18 protein-coding genes are annotated in these 19,579 nt (G+C 69.7%); 8 read left to right on the forward strand and 10 right to left on the reverse strand.

The window, feature by feature from the left end:
• Nucleotides 1-92 precede the first annotated feature (92 nt).
• The 5 genes from hypD to hypB are packed head-to-tail and all read left to right on the forward strand — an operon-like array spanning nt 93 to nt 3,632.
• Nucleotides 93-1,220: a hydrogenase formation protein HypD gene (hypD, locus tag GIY23_RS09530; RefSeq protein ID WP_154076319.1), complete on the forward strand. Its 1,128-nt coding sequence runs from the start codon at nt 93-95 to the stop codon at nt 1,218-1,220.
• Nucleotides 1,217-2,350 (forward strand): hydrogenase expression/formation protein HypE, encoded by a 1,134-nt coding sequence (gene hypE, locus GIY23_RS09535; RefSeq protein WP_154076320.1) that lies wholly within the window; start codon nt 1,217-1,219, stop codon nt 2,348-2,350. Before hypD ends, hypE begins: the two co-directional genes overlap by 4 nt.
• A gap of 24 nt (nt 2,351-2,374) precedes the next feature.
• Nucleotides 2,375-2,710 carry a hydrogenase maturation nickel metallochaperone HypA/HybF gene (locus GIY23_RS09540; protein WP_154076321.1) on the forward strand — a complete coding sequence of 112 codons (336 nt, stop codon included), beginning with the start codon at nt 2,375-2,377 and terminating at the stop codon, nt 2,708-2,710.
• Nucleotides 2,707-2,889, forward strand: coding sequence for a hypothetical protein (locus tag GIY23_RS22995; RefSeq protein ID WP_228717637.1), 183 nt, complete (start codon nt 2,707-2,709; stop codon nt 2,887-2,889). The genes GIY23_RS09540 and GIY23_RS22995 overlap by 4 nt, the downstream gene beginning before the upstream one ends.
• A 53-nt stretch (nt 2,890-2,942) precedes the next feature.
• Nucleotides 2,943-3,632 carry a hydrogenase nickel incorporation protein HypB gene (hypB, locus tag GIY23_RS09545; RefSeq protein ID WP_228717638.1) on the forward strand — a complete coding sequence of 230 codons (690 nt, stop codon included), beginning with the start codon at nt 2,943-2,945 and terminating at the stop codon, nt 3,630-3,632.
• On the opposite strand, the gene hypF is transcribed toward hypB, so the two are convergent.
• On the reverse strand, nt 3,618-5,927 hold the full coding sequence (hypF, locus tag GIY23_RS09550) for a carbamoyltransferase HypF (RefSeq protein WP_154076323.1): 2,310 nt from the start codon (nt 5,925-5,927) through the stop codon (nt 3,618-3,620). The genes hypB and hypF overlap by 15 nt on opposite strands.
• A gap of 89 nt (nt 5,928-6,016) precedes the next feature.
• On the opposite strand from hypF, the gene rraA reads away from it, so the two are divergent.
• A complete protein-coding gene (gene rraA, locus GIY23_RS09555) occupies nt 6,017-6,505 on the forward strand; it encodes a ribonuclease E activity regulator RraA (protein WP_154076324.1) in 489 nt (162 codons plus the stop codon).
• 257 nt (nt 6,506-6,762) lie between these two features.
• On the opposite strand, the gene pgl is transcribed toward rraA, so the two are convergent.
• The 7 genes from pgl to GIY23_RS09590 all read right to left on the reverse strand — a co-directional run bounded on the left by pgl (nt 6,763) and on the right by GIY23_RS09590 (nt 16,457).
• Entirely contained in the window at nt 6,763-7,515 is a 753-nt protein-coding gene (gene pgl, locus GIY23_RS09560) for a 6-phosphogluconolactonase (protein ID WP_154076325.1), read from the reverse strand.
• On the reverse strand, nt 7,512-8,537 hold the full coding sequence (gene opcA / locus GIY23_RS09565; protein WP_154076326.1) for a glucose-6-phosphate dehydrogenase assembly protein OpcA: 1,026 nt from the start codon (nt 8,535-8,537) through the stop codon (nt 7,512-7,514). The genes pgl and opcA overlap by 4 nt, the downstream gene beginning before the upstream one ends.
• Nucleotides 8,534-10,096 (reverse strand): glucose-6-phosphate dehydrogenase, encoded by a 1,563-nt coding sequence (zwf, locus tag GIY23_RS09570; protein WP_154076327.1) that lies wholly within the window; start codon nt 10,094-10,096, stop codon nt 8,534-8,536. Before zwf ends, opcA begins: the two co-directional genes overlap by 4 nt.
• Nucleotides 10,093-11,736, reverse strand: a complete 1,644-nt coding sequence (locus GIY23_RS09575) for a glucose-6-phosphate isomerase (protein WP_154076328.1) — start codon at nt 11,734-11,736, stop codon at nt 10,093-10,095. The genes zwf and GIY23_RS09575 overlap by 4 nt, the downstream gene beginning before the upstream one ends.
• Before the next feature lie 89 nt (nt 11,737-11,825).
• A complete protein-coding gene (gene tal, locus GIY23_RS09580; protein WP_154076329.1) occupies nt 11,826-12,926 on the reverse strand; it encodes a transaldolase in 1,101 nt (366 codons plus the stop codon).
• Between the two features lie 14 nt (nt 12,927-12,940).
• Entirely contained in the window at nt 12,941-15,040 is a 2,100-nt protein-coding gene (gene tkt, locus GIY23_RS09585) for a transketolase (protein ID WP_222850274.1), read from the reverse strand.
• A 448-nt stretch (nt 15,041-15,488) separates the two neighbouring features.
• Nucleotides 15,489-16,457 (reverse strand): quinone oxidoreductase family protein, encoded by a 969-nt coding sequence (locus GIY23_RS09590; protein WP_154076330.1) that lies wholly within the window; start codon nt 16,455-16,457, stop codon nt 15,489-15,491.
• Between the two features lie 176 nt (nt 16,458-16,633).
• Between GIY23_RS09590 and GIY23_RS09595 the strand changes: the two genes are divergently transcribed.
• On the forward strand, nt 16,634-16,945 hold the full coding sequence (locus tag GIY23_RS09595) for a hypothetical protein (RefSeq protein WP_154076331.1): 312 nt from the start codon (nt 16,634-16,636) through the stop codon (nt 16,943-16,945).
• A gap of 114 nt (nt 16,946-17,059) precedes the next feature.
• On the forward strand, nt 17,060-17,554 hold the full coding sequence (locus tag GIY23_RS09600; protein WP_154076332.1) for a GbsR/MarR family transcriptional regulator: 495 nt from the start codon (nt 17,060-17,062) through the stop codon (nt 17,552-17,554).
• 7 nt (nt 17,555-17,561) lie between these two features.
• Here the strand turns inward: GIY23_RS09600 and GIY23_RS09605 are convergent, their stop codons facing one another.
• A complete protein-coding gene (locus GIY23_RS09605; protein WP_154076333.1) occupies nt 17,562-18,530 on the reverse strand; it encodes a COX15/CtaA family protein in 969 nt (322 codons plus the stop codon).
• A gap of 143 nt (nt 18,531-18,673) precedes the next feature.
• Complete coding sequence (locus GIY23_RS09610; RefSeq protein ID WP_154076334.1) at nt 18,674-19,537, reverse strand: SCO6745 family protein; 864 nt, start codon at nt 19,535-19,537, stop codon at nt 18,674-18,676.
• Nucleotides 19,538-19,579: the final 42 nt, after the last annotated feature.

Below are 19,579 nucleotides of genomic sequence, written 5' to 3' on the forward strand. Positions count from 1 at the left end.
GAACGCCGCACGCGCGACGGTGTCGTATCACCATCGCCCGGCACGGTCGGTCGACATCCGTTCCACTCGTCACCACGCGAAGGGGGAGCATCGTGCGTTTCGTCGACGAGTTCCGCGACGCCGAGAAGGCGCGGGCGCTGTCCGCGAAGATCGCCGACCTGTGCGAGCCGGGACGCGAGTACAAGTTCATGGAGGTCTGCGGCGGACACACGCACACGATCTACAAGCACGGATTGGAGGACTACCTGCCCGAGAACATCACGCTCGTGCACGGACCGGGCTGCCCGGTGTGCGTGATCCCGATGGGCAGGGTGGACGACTCGATCCACATCGCCAGGCAGCCGGACGTGCTCATGACGTCGTTCGGGGACATGATGCGTGTTCCCGGCAGCGGAGGGTCGTTCTTCGACTCCAACGCCGAGGGCACCAACATCCGCATGGTGTACTCCCCGCTGGACTCACTGAAGATCGCACGCCAGAACCCGGACCAGCAGGTCGTGTTCATGGCGATCGGATTCGAGACGACGGCGCCGTCCACGGCGATGACGCTGCTGCGTGCCGAGGCCGAAGGTCTGGAGAACTTCTCGGTCTTCTGCAACCACGTCACGATCATCCCCGCGATCAAGGCGATCCTCGACTCGCCGGACCTGCGCCTCGACGGGTTCCTCGGGCCCGGCCACGTGTCCACTGTGATCGGATGCCGTCCGTACGAGTTCATCGCACGCGACTACGAGAAACCGATCGTCGTGTCCGGCTTCGAACCGCTGGACATCCTGCAGTCGATCTACATGCTCATGGTCCAGTTGCGGGAGGAACGCTGTGAGGTCGAGAACCAGTACGGGCGCGTCGTGCCGTGGAACGGCAATCTCACCGCCCTGAAGGTGATCGGCGAGACGATGCGCCTGCGCCCCTACTTCGAATGGCGCGGTCTCGGGTTCATCTCGCACTCGGCGACCGAGTTGACCGACCGCTTCGCGAAGTTCGACGCCGAGCGCCGCTTCGAGCTGCCGGGCGTGCGCGTCGCCGACCCCAAGGCGTGCCAGTGCGGTGAAGTCCTCAAGGGCGTGCTGAAACCGTGGGAGTGCAAGGTCTTCGGCACCGCGTGCACGCCGGAGACACCGATCGGCACATGCATGGTCTCGCCCGAGGGTGCGTGCGCCGCGTACTACAACTTCGGCCGGTTCAGCCGGGAACGCGTGAAGGAGGCGAGCCGGGCATGAGGGTCGATCACGACCACGACGAGGCACCGGCGGGCACCGCCCGCCCGGGCAGCGAGTACGTCGACCGCGAGCAGCAGGTGCTCGACCGCATCGAGAAGGCCCGTAAACGCAAACCGAAGATCAAGGAGGAACGGATCACCTCCTCGCACGGGGCGGGCGGCAAGGCCACCCAGACGCTGGTGGAGGCGCTGTTCCTCGACCGGTTCCGGAATCCGCTGCTGGAGAAGTTGGAGGACGGTGCGGAACTGTCGGTCGGACAGTCGAGGCTGGCGTTCACGACGGACTCGTTCGTGGTCTCGCCGCTGTTCTTCCCCGGTGGAGACATCGGGGATCTCGCCGTCAACGGCACCGTCAACGACCTCGCCGTCTCCGGTGCGACGCCGCTGTACCTCTCGGCCGGGTTCATCATCGAGGAAGGGTTTCCGGTGGCCGACCTCACGCGGATCGTCGAGTCGATGTCCGCGGCCGCGGAGACCGCGGGTGTGCAGATCGTCACCGGCGACACCAAGGTCGTGCAGAAGGGGAAGGCCGACGGGTGTTATGTGAACACGGCGGGTGTCGGACTGCGGGAAACCGACCACCAGCTCGGCATCGACACCGCTCGTCCGGGCGATGCGATTCTGGTGTCCGGACCGATCGGTGACCACGGCGTGACGGTGATGCTGGAGCGCGGCGAACTCGACATCGACTCGGACGTCGAGTCCGACACGGCCGCCGTGCACGGGCTCGTGCGTGACGTGCTCGCGGGTTCGACCGGCGTGCGTGCGATGCGGGACGCCACCCGGGGCGGCGTGGCGACGATCCTCAACGAGGTTGCCCGGGCAGCGGGGGTGTCCGTCGTGGTCGACGAGGAGACGGTGCCGGTGCGCCACGAGGTGCGCGGTGCCTCGGAGTTGCTCGGCATCGACCCGCTGTACGTGGCGTGTGAGGGGCGGATCGTCGTGGTGGTCGACGGCGCCGAGTCCGAGGCGACGCTGGCCACGATGCGTGCCCACCCGCTCGGTTCCGAGTCGGCGATCATCGGCCGGATAGGGGAGGATCCACCCGGGCTGGTGCTGCTGAACACGACGTTCGGCGGTACCAGGATCGTGGACCTGCTCGTCGGTGACCCGCTCCCGCGGATCTGTTGACGCAGGCCGGAGTCGGGGGAGGTGATGGCCGTTCACGAACTGGGCATCACACAGAGTGTCGTCGAGACGGTACTGGAGACCGTCGAGTCGCCCCGCATCACGGGCCTGCAGCTGGAGATCGGGCGGATCTCGGGACTGGTTCCCGACTCGGTCCGGTTCTGCTTCGATCTCGTTGCCGAGGGCACGGCACTGGAGGGCGCCCGCCTCGAGATCATCGAGCCGCCGGGGCGGGTTCGCTGCCGCACGTGCGACGCGGAGTTCGACGTGGTCGAAATGGTCGCGCTCTGCGAGTGCGGCAGCGTCGATCTCGACGTCGTGTCGGGCAGGCAGCTGCGGATCAGATCAGTGGAGGTGCAATGACATGTGCGCAACGTGCGGATGCTCGGGCAACGGGGTACGGATCACCGGCCCCGCTGCGCACGGACACGACGATCACGAGCCCCACGGGCACGGCCACGAGCACGGTCATGGGCACGGCCACGAACACGGACATGGACAGAGCCACGGGCACGGTCGTCGTGACCACCACGGCGGAGTAGGTCACGTCCCGCGACAGGGTGGGGCACCGCAGCCGGAGAACACTCCGCAGTCCGTGCGCAAACCGACGGCCCGCAGCCGCACCATCGCGCTCGAACAGCAGGTTCTCGCCAAGAACGACCGTCTCGCCGAACGCAACCGCAGGTGGATGGCCGATCGCGGCATCGTCGCCCTCAATCTCATGAGTTCCCCCGGTTCCGGGAAGACGACGCTGCTCGAACGTACCCTGCGCGAACTCGGCAAGGACAGCCCGATGGGCGTGCTGGAGGGTGACCAGGAGACGCTGCTCGACGCCGACCGCATCCGGGCCACGGGGGTGCCCGTGGTGCAGGTCAACACCGGGTCGGGCTGCCACCTCGACGCCGAGATGATGGCGCGCGGCCTGCATTCCTTGCAGCCCGAACCCGGAGCCGTCGTGGTGATCGAGAACGTCGGCAACCTGGTGTGTCCGGCACTGTTCGACCTGGGCGAGCAGGCCCGCGTCGTGGTCGCCTCGGTGACCGAAGGCGAGGACAAGCCGCTGAAGTACCCGAACATGTTCCGCACCGCAGACCTGGTGTTGCTGAACAAGGTGGATCTGTTGCCGCATCTGGACTTCGACGTGGAGGCGTTCGTCGCGCACTGTCGCTCGGTGGCGGTCGACGCGGACGTGCTGGGCGTCTCCGCGCGCACCGGCGAGAACCTGGCGGCCTGGTACGAGTGGGTGCGCCGGTGTTCGGCCGTGTCGCTGTCAGTGCCTCGGTGATCTCTGTTCGCGATCCAGTGCGCCTGCGACGGCCGCCTGGCCGAGGCTGATCCCTCCGTCGTTGGGGGGAACTCGCGAGTGCGTCAACACGCGCAGGCCGTGTTCCGTCAGTGCGGACGAGGTCCGTTCGGCGAGCAGCATGTTCTGGAACACACCGCCGGAGAGGGCGACCGTCGAGACTCCGGTCTCGTCCCGCAGCCGCAGGCACATGCGCGTCACGGCGGCGACGAGGCCATTGTGGAATCGGGCGGCCGCCACCGGCGTGGAGGCGCCCCGTGCCGCGTCCGCGCACACGGCTCGCACCAGCGCGGGGCCGTCGAGCTGCGGCGGTCGTCCGTCCAGGATCGGCACGTCGTAAGCCCCCGGCTCGACGCGATCGGCGAGCTGTTCGAGTTCGATGGCCGCCTGGCCTTCGAAGGTCACCCGGTCCCGAACGTCGAGGGCCGCGGCGACGGCGTCGAACAGCCGGCCCGCGCTCGAAGTCCACTGTGTGTCACCGGACTCGGCGAGTCTCGCCACCGCACGCCAGCGCTCGTTGCGCCGGAACAGGCCGAGGTCCGGCAGCTGCCCGCCGCCGACGAGATACGCGACGGCCATCCGCCAGGGTTGCCGAATCGCGGTCGGGCCGCCAGGCAGCGGCACCGGACGCAGGTGTGCCAGCCTGTGGAACCCGGTGAGCCCGGCGAGCAGGAACTCGCCGCCCCACAGCTGCGCGTCACAGCCGAACCCGAGCCCGTCGAAGGCGACACCCAGCACCGGGCCGGCGTCGCCGTTGTCGGCCAGGCACGAGGCGATGTGGGCGTGGTGGTGCTGGACACCGACCAGTTCGACGTCGTCGAGTTCCCACGCGTACTTGGTCGACAGGTATTCCGGGTGCAGGTCGTGGGCGACGACCACGGGATCCGTGTCGAAAAGCCTGCGGTAGTGCTCGACGCCGGTCGTGAACGACGTCAGTGTTTCGAAGTTCTCCAGGTCGCCGATGTGGTGCGAGACGAACACGTGCTTGTGTTTGGCGACGGCGAAGGTGTTCTTCAACTCCGCGCCGCACGCCAGAACCGGGCGCGGGAACTCCCACGGCACCGTCACGGGTTCCGGGGCATAGCCGCGGGACCGGCGCAGCAGCAGCGGGCCGCCGCGCGAGACCCGGACCACCGAGTCGTCGGTGCGCACGTGGATCGGGCGATCGTGGCCGAGGAACGCGTCGGCGATCCCGGCGAGCCGCCGTGCGGCGTCGTCGTCCTCGTGGGCGATCGGCTCGTCGGAGAGGTTGCCGCTGGTGAGCACGATGGGACCGTCGTAGGAGGCGACCAGCAGATGGTGCAGCGGGGTGTAGGGCAGCATGAGGCCGAGCTGCCGGTTCCCCGGGGCGACCGCCTCGGCCACCGGGGCGCCGTCGAGCCGGTCCATGAGCACGATCGGTCGGCGCCGCGACCGCAGTAACTCGGCCTCGACGTCACCGACCCGGCACAGCCGAGCGGCAGCGTCCACATCGGAGACCATGACAGCGAACGGCTTGTCCTCACGGTGTTTGCGCTTGCGCAAGGTCGCCGCCGCGTCGTGGTGTCCGGCGGCGACCGCGAGATGGAACCCGCCGAGGCCTTTCACGGCTACGACCTCGCCGCGGTCCAACGCCGCCGCAGCAGCGGTGAGTGGGTCGCCGGCAACGTCCCGGCCGGAAGCGGTGGTGAATCGCAGCCGTGGTCCGCACCGTGGGCAACACACCGGCTGCGCGTGGAACCGGCGGTCGGTCGGCTCGTCGTACTCGGCGCGACACTCGGCGCACATCGGGAACCCGGCCATCGTCGTCAGTGGCCGGTCGTAGGGGACGTCTCGGACGATGGTGAAGCGAGGGCCGCAGTTCGTGCAGTTCACGAACGCGTAGCCGAAGCGGCGGTCCGCAGGGTCCCGCATCTCGCGCAGGCAGTCCGCACAGGTCGCGCTGTCGGCGGAAACCAGCGTGTCGCGGACCCCGCCGCCGGTGCTCTCGGAGATCGTGAACGACGTGGTGCCCTGCGGAGTCAGTGGTTCGGTTCGGACCTGCTCGACCACGGCGAGCGGAGGTGCCTCGTCACGCAGGCCGGTGAGGAAGCGGTCGACCATCTCGAGTGAGGCTTCGACCTCGATGAAAACGCCGTGGACGTCGTTGCCGACGTGTCCGGTGAGGCCCAGTCGGGTCGCGAGGGAGTGCACGAACGGGCGAAAGCCCACTCCCTGCACGACTCCTTCGACGCGCACGAGGTACCGCACCGACGTGACCACCCGCACAGTGTCCTGCCCGCCCTGGAACTCGGCCATCCGAGGTGACCTCGGTCGCGACCGGTCGGCAGCAGAGGTTACCGAACGGTAGGGTGAGCCGATCCCGCGTGAGAGGTTCAGGAGGATCCATGCCGCTGGCCACCGCCGACATCGCCGACCAGGAGGGCGCCGAGACCCGCAGCTGCGACGTCCAGTTCCGCCAGTACGGCGGCACGCGTGCCTTCGGCGGGCGCATCCGGACCGTCACCTGCTTCCAGGACAACGCGCTGCTGAAGAAGACCCTCTCCGAGCCCGGCGACGGCCAGGTGCTCGTGATCGACGGTTCCGGCTCCGTGCACACCGCACTCGTGGGAGACCTCATCGCCGAGCTCGGACGCTCGAACGGCTGGACCGGCGTGGTGGTGCACGGCGCCATCCGCGACTCGGCGGTGATCGGCGAGATGGACTTCGGGGTGAAGGCACTCGGCACCAACCCGCGGAAGAGTTCCAAGACCGGTGACGGCACGGTGGACGAGATCGTCGAACTCGGTGGCGTTCGGTTCGTCCCGGGGGAGTACCTCGTCGCCGACGACGACGGCATCGTCGTCCTCGACCCGACCCGACTCCCTGCCGAATAGCGCTTTACACGAGGCGAACGGCACTCTCGCCTCGCGAGACGGGGCGAACGTGCCGTTCGCACCAGAATGGGTCCGGCGTGAACGGCACTTTCGCCTCGTGTGGTGGGGTGAAGGTGCCGTTCGCCTCGGTGGGGTGGTGGTTCGAGGCGAACGGCACTCTCGCCTCACAAGACGGGGCGAACGTGCCGTTCGCACCGGAGTGGGGTGGAGCGAACGGCACTTTCGCCTCGTGTGGCGGGGCGAGAGTGCCGTTCGCCTCAGTGGAGGCGGGCGGCGGCGGCGCTGTCGAGGAGCCAGAGGGTGCGCGTGCGCCCGGTGGCACCCGCGACCGGGACCTCGACCGGGTCGGCGCCGGAGAGTGCCGCGGCGACCGGCTCCGCCTTCTTCTCCCCCGTGGTGAGCAACCACACCTCGGAGCCCGTGCGCAGCGCCGGCAGCGTCAGCGACACACGGGTGGGCGGCGGCTTGGGGCAGTCCCGAACGCCGACGACGCTGCGTTCGGACTCCCGCACCGCCGGGGTCTCCGGGAACAGCGACGCGGTGTGCCCTTCCTCGCCGACGCCGAGCATGACCACGTCGAACGTCGGCACCGGAAAGTCGGTGACGGACTCCGAGCGCTGCGCCAGCAACTCCGCGTAGTGCGCCGCCGCCCGATCCACGTCGTCCCCGAGCACGCCGTCCGAGGCGGGCATGGGGTGCACCCGTCCCGGGTCGACGGGGACGTGGTCGAGCAGCGCCTTTCGAGCCTGGGTCTCGTTGCGCTCCGGGTCGCCGGAGGGCAGGAACCGCTCGTCACCCCAGTACACCTCGAGCGCGTCCCACCGCACCGCGTCCCGCGCAGGCGAGCGGTAGACGTGTTCCAGCACCGCCGTTCCAGTACGACCGCCCGTCAACACCACCGAGGCGGCGCCTCGGGCGGCCTGCGCGTCGACGATCCGGGTGAGCAGGCGAGCGGCGGCCGCGGCGGCGAGCAGATCGTCCCCGTCGTGCACGACGACCTCGGCGCTCATGCCTGCTCCTCCCGGGTCGCGGCCGAATCGGTATCGGACTGCTTTGCGGCGGCCTCCTGTTGCCCGGTGGCAGCCTGTGTCGCGGAGGCGGCCTGTGTCGCGGACTCGTGCACGACGCCGGGCAGACCCTCCAGGGTGAACTGGTATATCTCGTCCGGGTCGAGCCGACGCAACTCCTCGGTCAGGCAGTCCCGCACCTCGCGGCGCTGTAGCGCGACCCGCCGTTCCGGCTGGCCGGGCTGGGTCAGGGTCCCGACCTTGCCGTCGGGGCGCACGAGCTCCACGGCGCCCGACGGCCGTTCCAGCACCGCCGAGTACATGCCGTCGATCCGGGGCTGATCCACCCGGCGCACGGGGATCTCGAGGTAGGTCGACAGCCACGCGGCCAACAGGTCGGTCGACGGCGAGTCGGCCGCACCCGAGACCGCGGCGGCCGTGACGCGCTCGTACGGCGGCAGGTCGAGCGCGGCCGCGAGCACCGCGCGCCACGACGTCAGGCGAGTCCACGCCAGGTCGGTGTCGCCCTCCACGTAGCTGCGTACCCGGGTCTGCAGCGTGGCGATCGGATCGTCCTCGGCCGCCGAGTCGGTGATGCGCCGGTGCGCCAACGCCCCGATCGGGTCTTTCGCGGGGACCTCAGGGGCGTCGGTGGGCCACCAGACGACGATGGGTGCGTCCGGCAGCAGCAGCGGCACCACCGCGCCGGCGCCCTCGTCGACCAGCTCGCCGTAGAGGCGCAGCACGATGACCTCGGAGGCTCCAGCGTCGCCGCCTACGCGGATCTGCGCGTCCAGTCGCGGGGCGGCCTCTCGCGCACCCTTGGCGACCACGATCACCCGGGCCGGGTGCTCCCGGCTCGCCAGGTTCGCCGCCTCGATCGCCTCTTCGGTGCCGGTCACCTCGTCGGTGACGATGACCAGCGTGAGCACCCGGCCGAGCGCAACGGCACCACCGGACTCGCGCAGGTCCACCAGCTTCTTGTTGACCTTCGAGGTCGTGGTGGACGGAAGGTCGATGATCACGGGCGCCTCCAGACGCGTCCGGTCCGGGCCAGCATCGTCTCCGCCGAGTCGGGCCCCCATGTTCCCGCCTTGTAACTTTCCGGCCGTCCGTGCGCGGCCCAGTGCTCCAGCACGGGATCGAGGATCTTCCAGGACTGCTCCACCTCGTCGTTGACGGGGAACAGCGAGGGCTCGCCGAGCAGCACGTCGAGGATCAGCCGTTCGTAGGCCTCCGGCGAGGACTCGGTGAAGGCGTGGCCGTAACCGAAGTCCATCGTGACGTCCCGGACCTCCATCGACGTGCCCGGCACCTTGGAGCCGAACCGCATCGTCACGCCCTCGTCCGGCTGCACCCGGATCACCAGCGCGTTCTGGCCCAGTTCCTCGGTCATCGTGTCGTCGAACGGCAGGTGCGGAGCCCGCTTGAACACCACGGCGATCTCGGTGACCCGGCGTCCGAGTCGTTTGCCGGTGCGCAGGTAGAACGGCACGCCCGCCCAGCGACGGCTCTCCACCTCGAGGGTGATCGCCGCGAAGGTCTCGGTCGTGGAGTCGTCGGCGAACCCGCCTTCCTCCTGCAGGCCGGGCACCAGCGAGCCGCCCTGCCAGCCGCCTTCGTACTGGCCGCGCGCCGTCGTCTCGTCGAACGGTCCGACCGGCTTCGTCGCCTCCAGTACCTTGAGCTTCTCGGCGCGCAGATCACGCGGCGAGAACGAGACCGGCTCCTCCATCGCCGTCAGCGCCATCAGCTGCAGCAGGTGGTTCTGGATGACGTCGCGCGCCGCGCCGATGCCGTCGTAATAACCAGCGCGCCCGCCGAGACCGATGTCCTCGGCCATCGTGATCTGCACGTGGTCGACGTAGTGGGCGTTCCAGACCGGGTCGAAGAGCTGGTTGGCGAACCGCAGCGCCAGGATGTTCTGCACGGTCTCCTTGCCGAGATAGTGGTCGATGCGAAACACCGACTCCTCGGGGAAGACGTCGTTGACGATGTCGTTGAGTTCCTGCGCACTGGACAGGTCGTGTCCGAACGGCTTCTCGATCACCACCCGGCGCCAGGCGTCGTCCTTCTGGTCGGTGAGTCCGCACCGCGCGAGCTGCTGAAGCACCGTGGGGAACGCCGACGGTGGCACCGACAGGTAGAAGGCGTGGTTGCCGCCGGTACCGCGTTCGGTGTCCAGCTCCTTGATCGTCTCGGCGAGCTGGTCGAACGCCTCCGGGTCGTCGAAGGAACCGGGCACGAAGCGGATGCCCTCGGCGAGCCGGTCCCACACGGTCTGGTGGAACGGGGTACGTGCGTTCTCCTTGACCGCGTCGTAGACGACCTGCATGAAGTCCTGGTTGGCCCAGTCGCGCCGGGCGAAGCCCGTCAGCGCGAAGCCGGGCGGCAGCAGACCCCGGTTCGCCAGGTCGTAGATCGCGGGCATGAGCTTCTTGCGGGACAGGTCACCGGTCACGCCGAAGATCGTGAGACCGGAGGGTCCGGCGATCCGGGGTAGCCGCTTGTCCCTGGGATCACGCAGTGGGTTCGTCCACTGTGGGCTCGTCTGCCGGTTCGCGCCGTGTGCTTGCGCACTCACGCCGAGTCCTCCCGTGCCTCGTGGTGGCCGAGCCGCTGCACGGCCTGGACCAGTTCGACCAGGCCTGCGGCCCGGTCCGTCAGGTGCAGCCGCAGCACCGGCCGGTGTTGCTGGGCGAGGACCTGACCGTCACCGAGGGCCTGGGCCCGTTGCAGTTCGCCGAGCGAGTACGGGCGCTCCGGCACGTCGAGGTCGGTCTCGGACGCGCCGGTGATCTGCAAGTACACGCCGTTGTGGTGACCACCCTTGTGGTACTGCCCGGTCGAGTGCAGGAACCGGGGCCCCCACCCGAACGTCGTCTGCGCGCCGGTGCGGCGCGCCAGCTCCGGCCGCAGAACGGCCGCGGAGGCGTCGTCGAGCCGGTCCAGATAGGCCTGCACCGACAGATAGCCGTGGTCCGGCATCGCGGCGACGAACGCCCGCAACACCTCGGAGATCGTGCCTGCACCGGGCGAAAGCCAGGCGCCCTGGGCGTGCACTTCGACGGAACCGTCGACGAGGGTCGGGCTCGCCACCGGCCCGCCTGCCCCGCCGTCGAGGAGCGTGCGCGCGGCCTTCTTCGCGGCTTCCACGTCGGGCTGGTCGAACGGGTTGATCCCGAGCACGCGGCCGAGTAGCGCGGTGGCGTGCTCCCAGAGCAGGAACAGACCGCCGAGGCCGCCGGACGTGGCGATCTGCGCCGAGCCGTGCGGGGGTCCGACGGCGACGGTCGTCGCGTCGTCACCGCGGTCGGTGAAGCCGGGGGAGTCGGCGCTCTCGACGACGACCGACAGCACACCGGTGCCGTTCTTGCCGGTGGACTCGGCGATCAGCTGCTCGACCCAGTCGCCGAAGCCGGAGATGCCGGAGCCGGTGTCGGCGAAGACGGCCTTCTCCGCGCCGTGGGTGTGAGCCGCGGCCAGTGCGGCGGCCAACCGCACCGCCGGGTTCTCCGGCGAGTCCACCCGCACCTGCTCGTGTGCGGCGGCGGCGTCGTCGAGCAGGCTCGCGATGTCGGCCCCCGCCAGCCCGGCCGGGACCAGGCCGAACGCCGTCAGCGCCGAGTAGCGTCCGCCGACGTGCGGATCCGCGGTGAAGACCTTGCGGTATCCGGCTTCCTCCGCGGTCCTCTGCAGTGGTGACCCAGGGTCAGTGACCACTACCATCCGCGTTGCCGGATCGATTCCGTCTTGTGCGAAAGCGCGTTCGAAGATCCTGCGATGGCTGTCGGTCTCGACCGTCGAACCCGACTTCGACGACACCACCAGCACCGTGCGGCTGAGCTCGCCCTCGAGCGCGTCGGCCACCTGACCGGGGTCGGTGGTGTCGAGGACCGTCAACGCCACCCCGTCGGTCGCGGTGATGACTTCCGGCGCCAGCGACGAGCCGCCCATGCCCGTGAGCACGATCCGGTCGAGTCCCTCCGCGTGCAGCTCCGCGCGCAGTGCGTCGATCTCGGCAGGCAGCGACCGCGACGTCTCGTGCAGCGTCGTCCACGCCAGGCGGATCGACGCCTCGCTCTCCGCGTCCGGACCCCACAACGTCGGGTCCGCGGCGGCGAGCTTGCCGGGGACGCCCTCGGCCACCAGCGATTCGACCTGGCCCCCGGCGTCGGCGGCCAGTGCCTCGTCGCAGATCTCGACTGAAGTCCCGTTCGCCATGCAACTCCTTCAGTTCGGTGATCGACGGTTCCGGCGGGGACACGGCAGCGCTGCCGTGTCCCCGCCGGAGACCGGTGGGCTCGCGGCCCTTACTTCGCCTGCTGCAACTGCTCGGAGACGGTCTCCAGCAGCTCGTCCCAGGACTTCTCGAACTTCTCCACGCCCTCGCGCTCGAGGACCGCGAACACGTCGTCGAGGTCGATCCCGACGGCCGAGAGCGCGTCGAAGACCTTCTGCGACTCGGCGGCCGTTCCGGTCACCGTGTCACCCACGATCTCGGCGTGGTCGGCGGTGGCCTCCAACGTCGCCTCCGGCATGGTGTTCACCGTGTTCGGGGCGACGAGTTCGTCGACGTAGCGGGTGTCCGAGTACGCGGGGTCCTTCACCCCGGTGGAGGCCCACAGCGGACGCTGCGGCTTCGCGCCGTCGGCCTGCAGGGCCGCCCACCGCTCGGAGGAGAACACCCGCTCGTAGGCGGCATAGGCCAGCCGGGCGTTGGCGATCGCCGCCTTGCCCTTGAGGTCCTGACCGCCGTCGACGGTGTCCAGCCGCTTGTCGATCTCGGCGTCCACACGGGAGACGAAGAACGACGCGACCGAGGCGATACCGGCGAGTGGGTGCCCGTTGGCCTTGGCCCGCTCGAGACCGGCGAGGTAGGCGTCCATGACCTCCCGGTAGCGCTCCACGGAGAAGATGAGCGTCACGTTCACGCTCACGCCCTCCGCTAGCGCACGGGTGATCGCGGGCAGGCCCTCGACGGTGGCCGGGATTTTGACCATCAGGTTCGGCCGGTCCACCGCCTTCCACAGCTCCAGGGCCTCGGCGACGGTGCGCTCGGTGTCGTGCGCCAGCCGCGGGTCGACCTCCAGCGAGACCCGGCCGTCGTGCCCGGACTCGTAGACGTTGCGGAACACGTCGGCCGCGTCCCGTACGTCCGCGGTCGTGATCTCCCGGACCGTGTCGTCCACGCTCGCGCCCCGGGCCGCCAGGGTGCGGATCTGATCGTTGTAGTCGGCGGCGTTGGACAGCGCCTTCGCGAAGATCGTCGGATTCGAGGTGACTCCCACGACGGCCTTCTGCTCGATCAGCTCGGCGAGGTTGCCGGAGGTGATCCGATCGCGGGAGAGGTCGTCGAGCCAGATGGAGACGCCCGCCTCGCTCAGCGCCTTGAGGTTGGTGTTGGTCGTCACTGCATTCCCTCCGCTCACGCGTCGCTGCGTGCGTTGGACAGGCTGCGCCGGGCGGCGTCGACCACGGCGTCCGTGGTGATGCCGAACTTCTCGAACAGCGTCTTGTAGTCGGCCGACGCGCCGAAGTGCTCGAGCGAGACCGACTCCCCGGCGTCCCCGACGAACCGGTGCCAGCTCATCGCCACACCGGCCTCGACCGAGACCCGTGCCTTCACCGCCGGTGGCAACACCTGCTCGCGGTAGCTCTTGTCCTGCTGGTCGAACCACTCGACACAGGGCATCGAGACCACACGAGTGGCAACGCCCGAGTCCTCGAGGATCTTCCTGGCCTCCACGGCCAGCTGCACCTCGGACCCGGTCGCGATGAGCAGCAGCTCCGGGGTGTCCTTCGAGGCTTCCGCGAGCACGTATCCGCCCTTGGCGACGCCGTCGGCGTCGGTGCCCTCCAGCGTCGGCACACCCTGGCGGGTCAGCGCCAGCCCGGACGGGCCGGAGGTGTCCTCCAGCACGGCGCGCCACGCGTGCGCTGTCTCGTTGGCGTCGGCCGGGCGGACGACGTTGAGACCCGGGATCGCACGGAGCGAGCTGAGCTGCTCGATCGGCTGGTGCGTGGGGCCGTCCTCGCCGAGCCCGATCGAGTCGTGCGTCCACACGTAGACGACCGGGGCGTTCATCAGCGCCGCGAGCCGCACCGCGGGGCGCATGTAGTCGCTGAAGATGAGGAACGTCCCACCGTACGGGCGGGTTCCGCCGTGCAGCGCGATGCCGTTGAGGATCGAGCCCATCGCGTGCTCACGCACACCGAAGTGCAGGGTCCGGCCGTAGGGCTGGGCCGGGAACATCTCGGTGGAGATCTCGGTGGGGCCGAACGAGTCGACGCCCTTCATCGAGGTGTTGTTGCTCTCGGCGAGGTCGGCCGAACCGCCCCAGAGTTCCGGCAGCACGTCGGCCAGGGCGGCGAGTACCTCACCGGAGGCCTTCCGGGTGGCGACGCCCTTGGCGTCCGGCTCGAACGTCGGCAGCTTCTCCGCCCAGCCTGCGGGCAGCTCCCGCGTGCGCATGCGCTTCAACAGCGCGTTGCGCTCCGGGTTCGCCGCCGCCCACGCGTCGAAGGAGACCTGCCACTCGTTCCGGGAAGCCTGACCCCGGTCCAGCACCTTGCGGGCGTGGGTGAGCACGTCGTCGGAGATCGCGAAGTGCTGCTCCGGGTCGAAGCCGAGCTCCTTTTTGATCTCGGCGACCTCGTCGCCGCCCAGCGCGGCACCGTGGGCCTTGCCGGTGTTCATCTTCGTCGGCGCCGGGTAGCCGATGACGGTGCGCAGCACGATCATCGTCGGACGTTCGGTCTCCGCCCGCGCGGCCTCGAACGCGTCCATGATGCCGACGACGTCCTCGCCGCCGTGGACGGTCACCACGTGCCAGCCGTAGGCTTCGTAACGCTTCGCAGTGTCCTCGGACAGCGCGATGTTCGTGTCGTCCTCGATCGAGATCTCGTTGGCGTCGTAGACGACCGTGAGGTTGCCCAGTCGCTGGGTACCTGCCAACGACGACGCCTCGGAGGTCACGCCCTCCTCGATGTCACCGTCGGAGGCGATCACGTAGACCTGGTGATCGAAGGGGCTCTGCCCCTGCGTGGCCTCCGGGTCGAGCAGTCCGCGCTCGCGGCGTGCGGCCATCGCCATGCCGACCGCGTTCGCGAGCCCCTGACCGAGCGGGCCGGTGGTGGTCTCGACGCCGGGCGTGTGCCAGTACTCCGGATGCCCTGGCGTCCGCGACTCCCAGGTGCGCAGCGACTTGATGTCGTCGAGTTCCAGCCCGTAACCGGACAGGAACAGCTGCAGGTACAGGGTCAGGCTCGAGTGCCCGGCCGACAGTACGAACCGGTCGCGACCGATCCAGGAGGCGTCGGTCGGGTCATGCCGCATCACGCGCTGGAACAGCGCGTACGCGGCCGGGGCCAGGCTCATGGCGGTGCCTGGGTGACCGCTCCCGCACTTCTCGACCGCATCGGCGGCCAGCACCCGGACGGTGTCCACAGCGCGCTGGTCGAGTTCGGTCCAATCTGCGGGGAGTCGCTTGGTTGTCAAGCGGTCAAGATCGTCGGTGACGGACACGGACGCAGCTCCAGTTTCCTTCACGCGGTGGATGCGGTCTGGACCGATCCCATCCGCTGTTATCCCTCGTCCGAGATCCAGCCTAGTCGTGTCCGACTCGTGCTCGCTCACCCGTCCGGACCGGCCACTCGACCGAGGGTCGCGGCCGGGATACGCCTACGCTTCGTCGCTACCCCGCTCGGCTGCCCGCCCCTGTGGCCGCGTCCGCTCGCGACGTCCTGACCTGCGGACTCAGAGCGCATTGTGGAGCTTGGTCGGGTGGTCCGTGACCGGCGTCCCAGTTCGCGCCTCGCGGTGCTGGGGTCCTGTTGAGTGCCGACGTGTACGCGGCGAGAACCCCTGCCTCGCGAGGCACGAACTCCGAACGCCGGAGCCCCTCACGGGCTGATCACGTGTGACCGTGCCCTACGGGCACAAGGCCAGGTCCCCAATGCTCTCTCACGTCCTGTCAGGGCAGCAGGAGCAGGCTTCCTGTCGTGCGGCGGGCCTCGAGGTCCTCGTGGGCGCGTGCGGCCTCGGCGAGCGGGTAGGTACCGCCCACACGAATGCGCAGGACCCCGCTCGCGATCGCGGAGAACAGGTCGCCGGAACGCCAGTCCAGTTCCTCCCGCGAGAGCAGATGGTGCGCCAGCGTCGGCCGGGTGAGAAAGACCGAGCCCGCCGAGTTCAGCCGTTGCGGGTCCAGTGGCGGCACCGGGCCGCTGGCCGCGCCGTACAACGCGAGGGTTCCGCGCGGACGCAAGGAAGCCAGGCTCGCGTCGAAGGTGTCCTTGCCGACACCGTCGTAGACCACGTCCACGCCGCGCCCGTCGGTGAGGTCGCGGACCTGGTCGGCGACGTCGTCGCGGTCGTAGCGGATGATCTCGTCGGCGCCCGCCTCGGTGGCGAGCTTCGCTTTCTCGTCGGTGGAGACGGTCCCGACGACGATGCCGCCTTTGGCCTTGATCCACTGGGTCAGCAACAGCCCCATGCCGCCTGCGGCGGCGTGCACCAACGCGGTGTTGCCGGTGGCGACCGGGAACGTGGAATTCACCAGGTAGTGCGCGGTCATGCCTTGCAGCATCGACGCGGCCGCGGTCTGGTCGTCGATGCCACCGGGAAGCCGGACGAGCTTGTCCGCGGGCACCAGCGCCTGTTCGGCGTAGCTGCCGGGCACCATCGACCAGCCCACGCGGTCACCGACCGCGACCCCGTCGACGCCGTCGCCGACGGCCACGACCGTCCCCGCGCCTTCCGAACCCGGCGTGAACGGTGTCGGCATCTCGTAGAGCCCACTGCGCTGGTAGGTGTCGATGAAGTTCACCCCGCTGGCGGCGACGCGGACGAGGACCTCGCCGCCGCTGGGGGACGGGTCGTCGAGCTCGACGCTGTGGAGGGCCTCGGGGCCGCCCGGTTGCCGCACCTGGATCGCGCGCATGCGCAGGCACCTTCCTGTCCGGATCGTGATCGTTCCCGCGAGCCTCCCGCCGCGCGCGGGCCTGTCGCAACATCGTCTCGCCCCGTGGCCGTTCGCGCCCTTCCGGGCCCGGCTGGGGTGGAGGTGTGTGCCACGTTGCGGCGCGAGCGTGGGGCGACTGTGTCTAGGATCTCGGCGTGGCTGACGAGAAGACTGACCAGCAGACAGCAGCGCCGGCGAAGGCCGTGGCGCGCGCGAAGGCGTTCGTCGACGAGCACGGCGGCGAGGGCCGCGCCGTGGTGCAGAACCTCGGCCGGACGGGCGCTCGCATCGTGCTGATCGGCGCCGACGGCGCGTTCGGCGACGTGGTCGTCGCGGACGTGGCGACCGGTGAGTCCGTGATCGAGGCGGTCGAGAACCTGACCGCGTCGGAATGGGACGCCCAGACCACCGCGGCGTTGACCATCGGGCCCGCCCACCGCAAGAAGATGGCAGGCATGAACGGCTGACGAGCGGCCACGGCCGCGACACGCGCGGCGCCGCCTGTTGGCCCCGCACTTCGTTGTCGTCTACCTTTTCAGCATCGCCCGAAGTTGATCACTCCGGAGAGCTGAGGAGGCACGGTGGCCGACTACGCGCCCCGCACCGACCGTCCCGCGATGTCGGAATGGATCGAACAGATGGCGGCGCACTTCGAAGCCAGCGAAGGCATGCCGCTCATCGCGGGCCGGATCCTGTCGTTCCTGCTGATCTGCGATCCGCCGGAACGGACCGCCGCCGAGCTCTCGCACGCGTTGGCCGCCAGCACCGGCTCGGTCAGTACCAACGTACGGCTGCTGCTGCGGCTCGGGGTGATCTCCAGGACCACCCGCCAGGGCCGGGAGGCCGCGCTCTACCGGGTCGAGGAAGACCACTGGTCGCAGTTCGTGCGCCAACGCATGGAGCGGGTCACCGAACTCGAACAGCTCACCGCCGAGGGCCTGCGCATGTTCAGCGGGCAAGGCGAACGGGCGCGACGGCTGCGCACGGTGCACGAGTTCTACGCCTGGCTCAGCGAGCAGATGCCCGAACTGTGGCGGCGGTGGGAACGCGAGGGCGCCACCCGGTTGCGGTTCTGAGGCGCGTTCAGGCGCCGACCGGTTCCTTCTCCGCGTCGCCAGTGATGGTCGGCACCGGTCCACGGTAGCGGGATTCGCCCCACAGCAGCGCGGTCAGCGCGATCACGACCGTCGCGCCGAACACGTGCAACACCACCATCGCCTCAGGAACGCCGAGCAGGTACTGAACCGAACCGAGCGCGCCCTGCGCGAGCACGACGACGCAGGTCGTCCCGTAGACGCGCAACAGTGACTTCGTCGGACGGGTGTAGCGCAGCCACACCCCGAACACGGCGAGAAGGCACACGTACGCCATCACCAACAGCGCGTGCACCTGTGTGAGCAGCGGCACGGCGACCCCGAGGCGCGGGGTGTCGGCGTCACCGGCGTGCGGACCTGCGGCCGTGACGAGGGTGCCTGCGAGCAGCATCGCGAAGGTCGTCGCGGTCACGGCGACCAGCAGACGCCGCATCGGCACCGTCACCAGCAGCGCCGGTTCCCGGTCGCCTTCGCCTGCGGCGTGGAACAAGTGCGCGGCCACCCAGATCAGCACCGCCGACGCCATGAAGTGCAGCGAGACACTCCACCAGCTCAGGTCCACCAGCACGGTGATCCCGCCGAGCACGGCCTGCACCAGCACGCCAACGGGCATGACCAGTGCCAGGCGCACGAGGCGGCGCCGGTACGGACGAGTCCGCCACGCCGCCAGCAGACAGGCCAGTGCCACGAAGCCGACCAAGCCGGTGAGCAGCCGGTTGCCGAATTCGATGACCTGGTGCAGGGTCGCGACCTCCGCGTGCGAGACCGGCACCATGCTGCCGGGGAAGCACTGCGGCCAGGTCGGGCATCCGAGCCCGGAGCCGGTCACCCGCACCGTCGCACCGGTCACCGCGATGAGCAGCTGGGTCACCAGCACCGCGAGCGCCAGCCCGCGCAGCAGACGCGTGGGCGGGTGCGACAGGAACGAAAGGCGGGACAGCGCGGACGAACTCGACACGCCTTCATGCTATGTCCAGCGGTGTCCGATCCCGCGCCCGGGCTCGGCAGGGCAGTGCCGAAGAGTTTCCCCCACGGACGCGACCGGACCGCCCGCTGAGGTTCCGCCGGCCGCCCCGCCGAGCAGGACCTTCAGTGAGGCGCTCAACCCGAGGTCTTGCGGGCGAAGAGCTTTTGGGGGAGCCCGCCGTTCTTGAGCACCTGGTGGCTGAGTTCGGCACCGTGCCGGGTGAGCCGCTCGATCTTCTCGGCGCCGATCCGCATCCACGGGGCCATCGACTGTGAGTCCGTCGCCGTCTCGACGTCCTCGCGCAGCTTGGTGCCCTCTTCGGTGATCGTGCCCTGCTCGTCCAGCAGGCCCTGCTCGCGCAGTTCGTGCTGGGTGGCCGTCCACTGCTCGTCCGACCATGCCCTGGTCGCCTTGGCGGCGGACTCGGTGAACGCCTTGCCGGTCGACACGTGCAGCACCAGAGCCTGGAGCCCGGACAAGCCTGCGGTGTGCAGGGCGGCGACGTGTGCGTCCCCGCGGAACTCGCGGAGCAGCGTGACGCCGTGCCAGAGCCGCAGGTGCGGTGCTTGCGGCCACTCCAGGTCGGCGTGCCCGGCGTAGAGCGGTTTGCCGTCCGGTGTGCAGGCCTCGGCGGCCTCCTTGGCGACCGCGGCGGACTCGGCGACCTCGGTGGAGTCCGCGATCTCGTCGCCGAGCAGGCGGCGGAGCGCGCGGTCCACGGCCCGGTAGCGCGCGGCGATGACGTCGTCGGGGGAGCTGAGGGTCCAGGCGTGGGGAATGACGGTCGCGACGGCAGCCGGATTGAAGTTGAAGAACGTCGCGGCGACCACGCCCCCCGGAACCGGCCCCATCGCCGCGGCGCGTCCCGCGCAGTAGGCCATCAACCCTTTCTCGAGACCGAGGGCGGTGAACTCCTCCTCGGACTCCGGCGCGAAGTAGATCATGGCGTGCAGCGGGTCCAGCGAGGCTTGGGACAGGCGGGCGATCTCAGTGGTCATGAACGCACCCTATCGATCGCACAAGGGGGTGCGCGGGGTTGA

It is taken from the genome of Allosaccharopolyspora coralli (genome assembly GCF_009664835.1).
In the GTDB taxonomy this organism is placed as follows: Bacteria; Actinomycetota; Actinomycetes; order Mycobacteriales; family Pseudonocardiaceae; genus Allosaccharopolyspora; species Allosaccharopolyspora coralli.

What these genes read in the sequence shown, in the direction of transcription:
- GIY23_RS09590 (WP_154076330.1), bottom strand. Translation starts at nt 16,457, where the DNA reads ATGCGCGCGATCCAGGTGCGGCAACCGGGCGGCCCCGAGGCCCTCCAC.
- hypE (WP_154076320.1), top strand. Translation starts at nt 1,217, where the DNA reads ATGAGGGTCGATCACGACCACGACGAGGCACCGGCGGGCACCGCCCGC.
- GIY23_RS09610 (WP_154076334.1), bottom strand. Translation starts at nt 19,537, where the DNA reads ATGACCACTGAGATCGCCCGCCTGTCCCAAGCCTCGCTGGACCCGCTG.
- GIY23_RS22995 (WP_228717637.1), top strand. Translation starts at nt 2,707, where the DNA reads ATGACATGTGCGCAACGTGCGGATGCTCGGGCAACGGGGTACGGATCA.
- GIY23_RS09575 (WP_154076328.1), bottom strand. Translation starts at nt 11,736, where the DNA reads ATGGCGAACGGGACTTCAGTCGAGATCTGCGACGAGGCACTGGCCGCC.
- pgl (WP_154076325.1), bottom strand. Translation starts at nt 7,515, where the DNA reads ATGAGCGCCGAGGTCGTCGTGCACGACGGGGACGATCTGCTCGCCGCC.
- hypF (WP_154076323.1), bottom strand. Translation starts at nt 5,927, where the DNA reads ATGGCCGAGTTCCAGGGCGGGCAGGACACTGTGCGGGTGGTCACGTCG.
- rraA (WP_154076324.1), top strand. Translation starts at nt 6,017, where the DNA reads ATGCCGCTGGCCACCGCCGACATCGCCGACCAGGAGGGCGCCGAGACC.
- GIY23_RS09540 (WP_154076321.1), top strand. Translation starts at nt 2,375, where the DNA reads ATGGCCGTTCACGAACTGGGCATCACACAGAGTGTCGTCGAGACGGTA.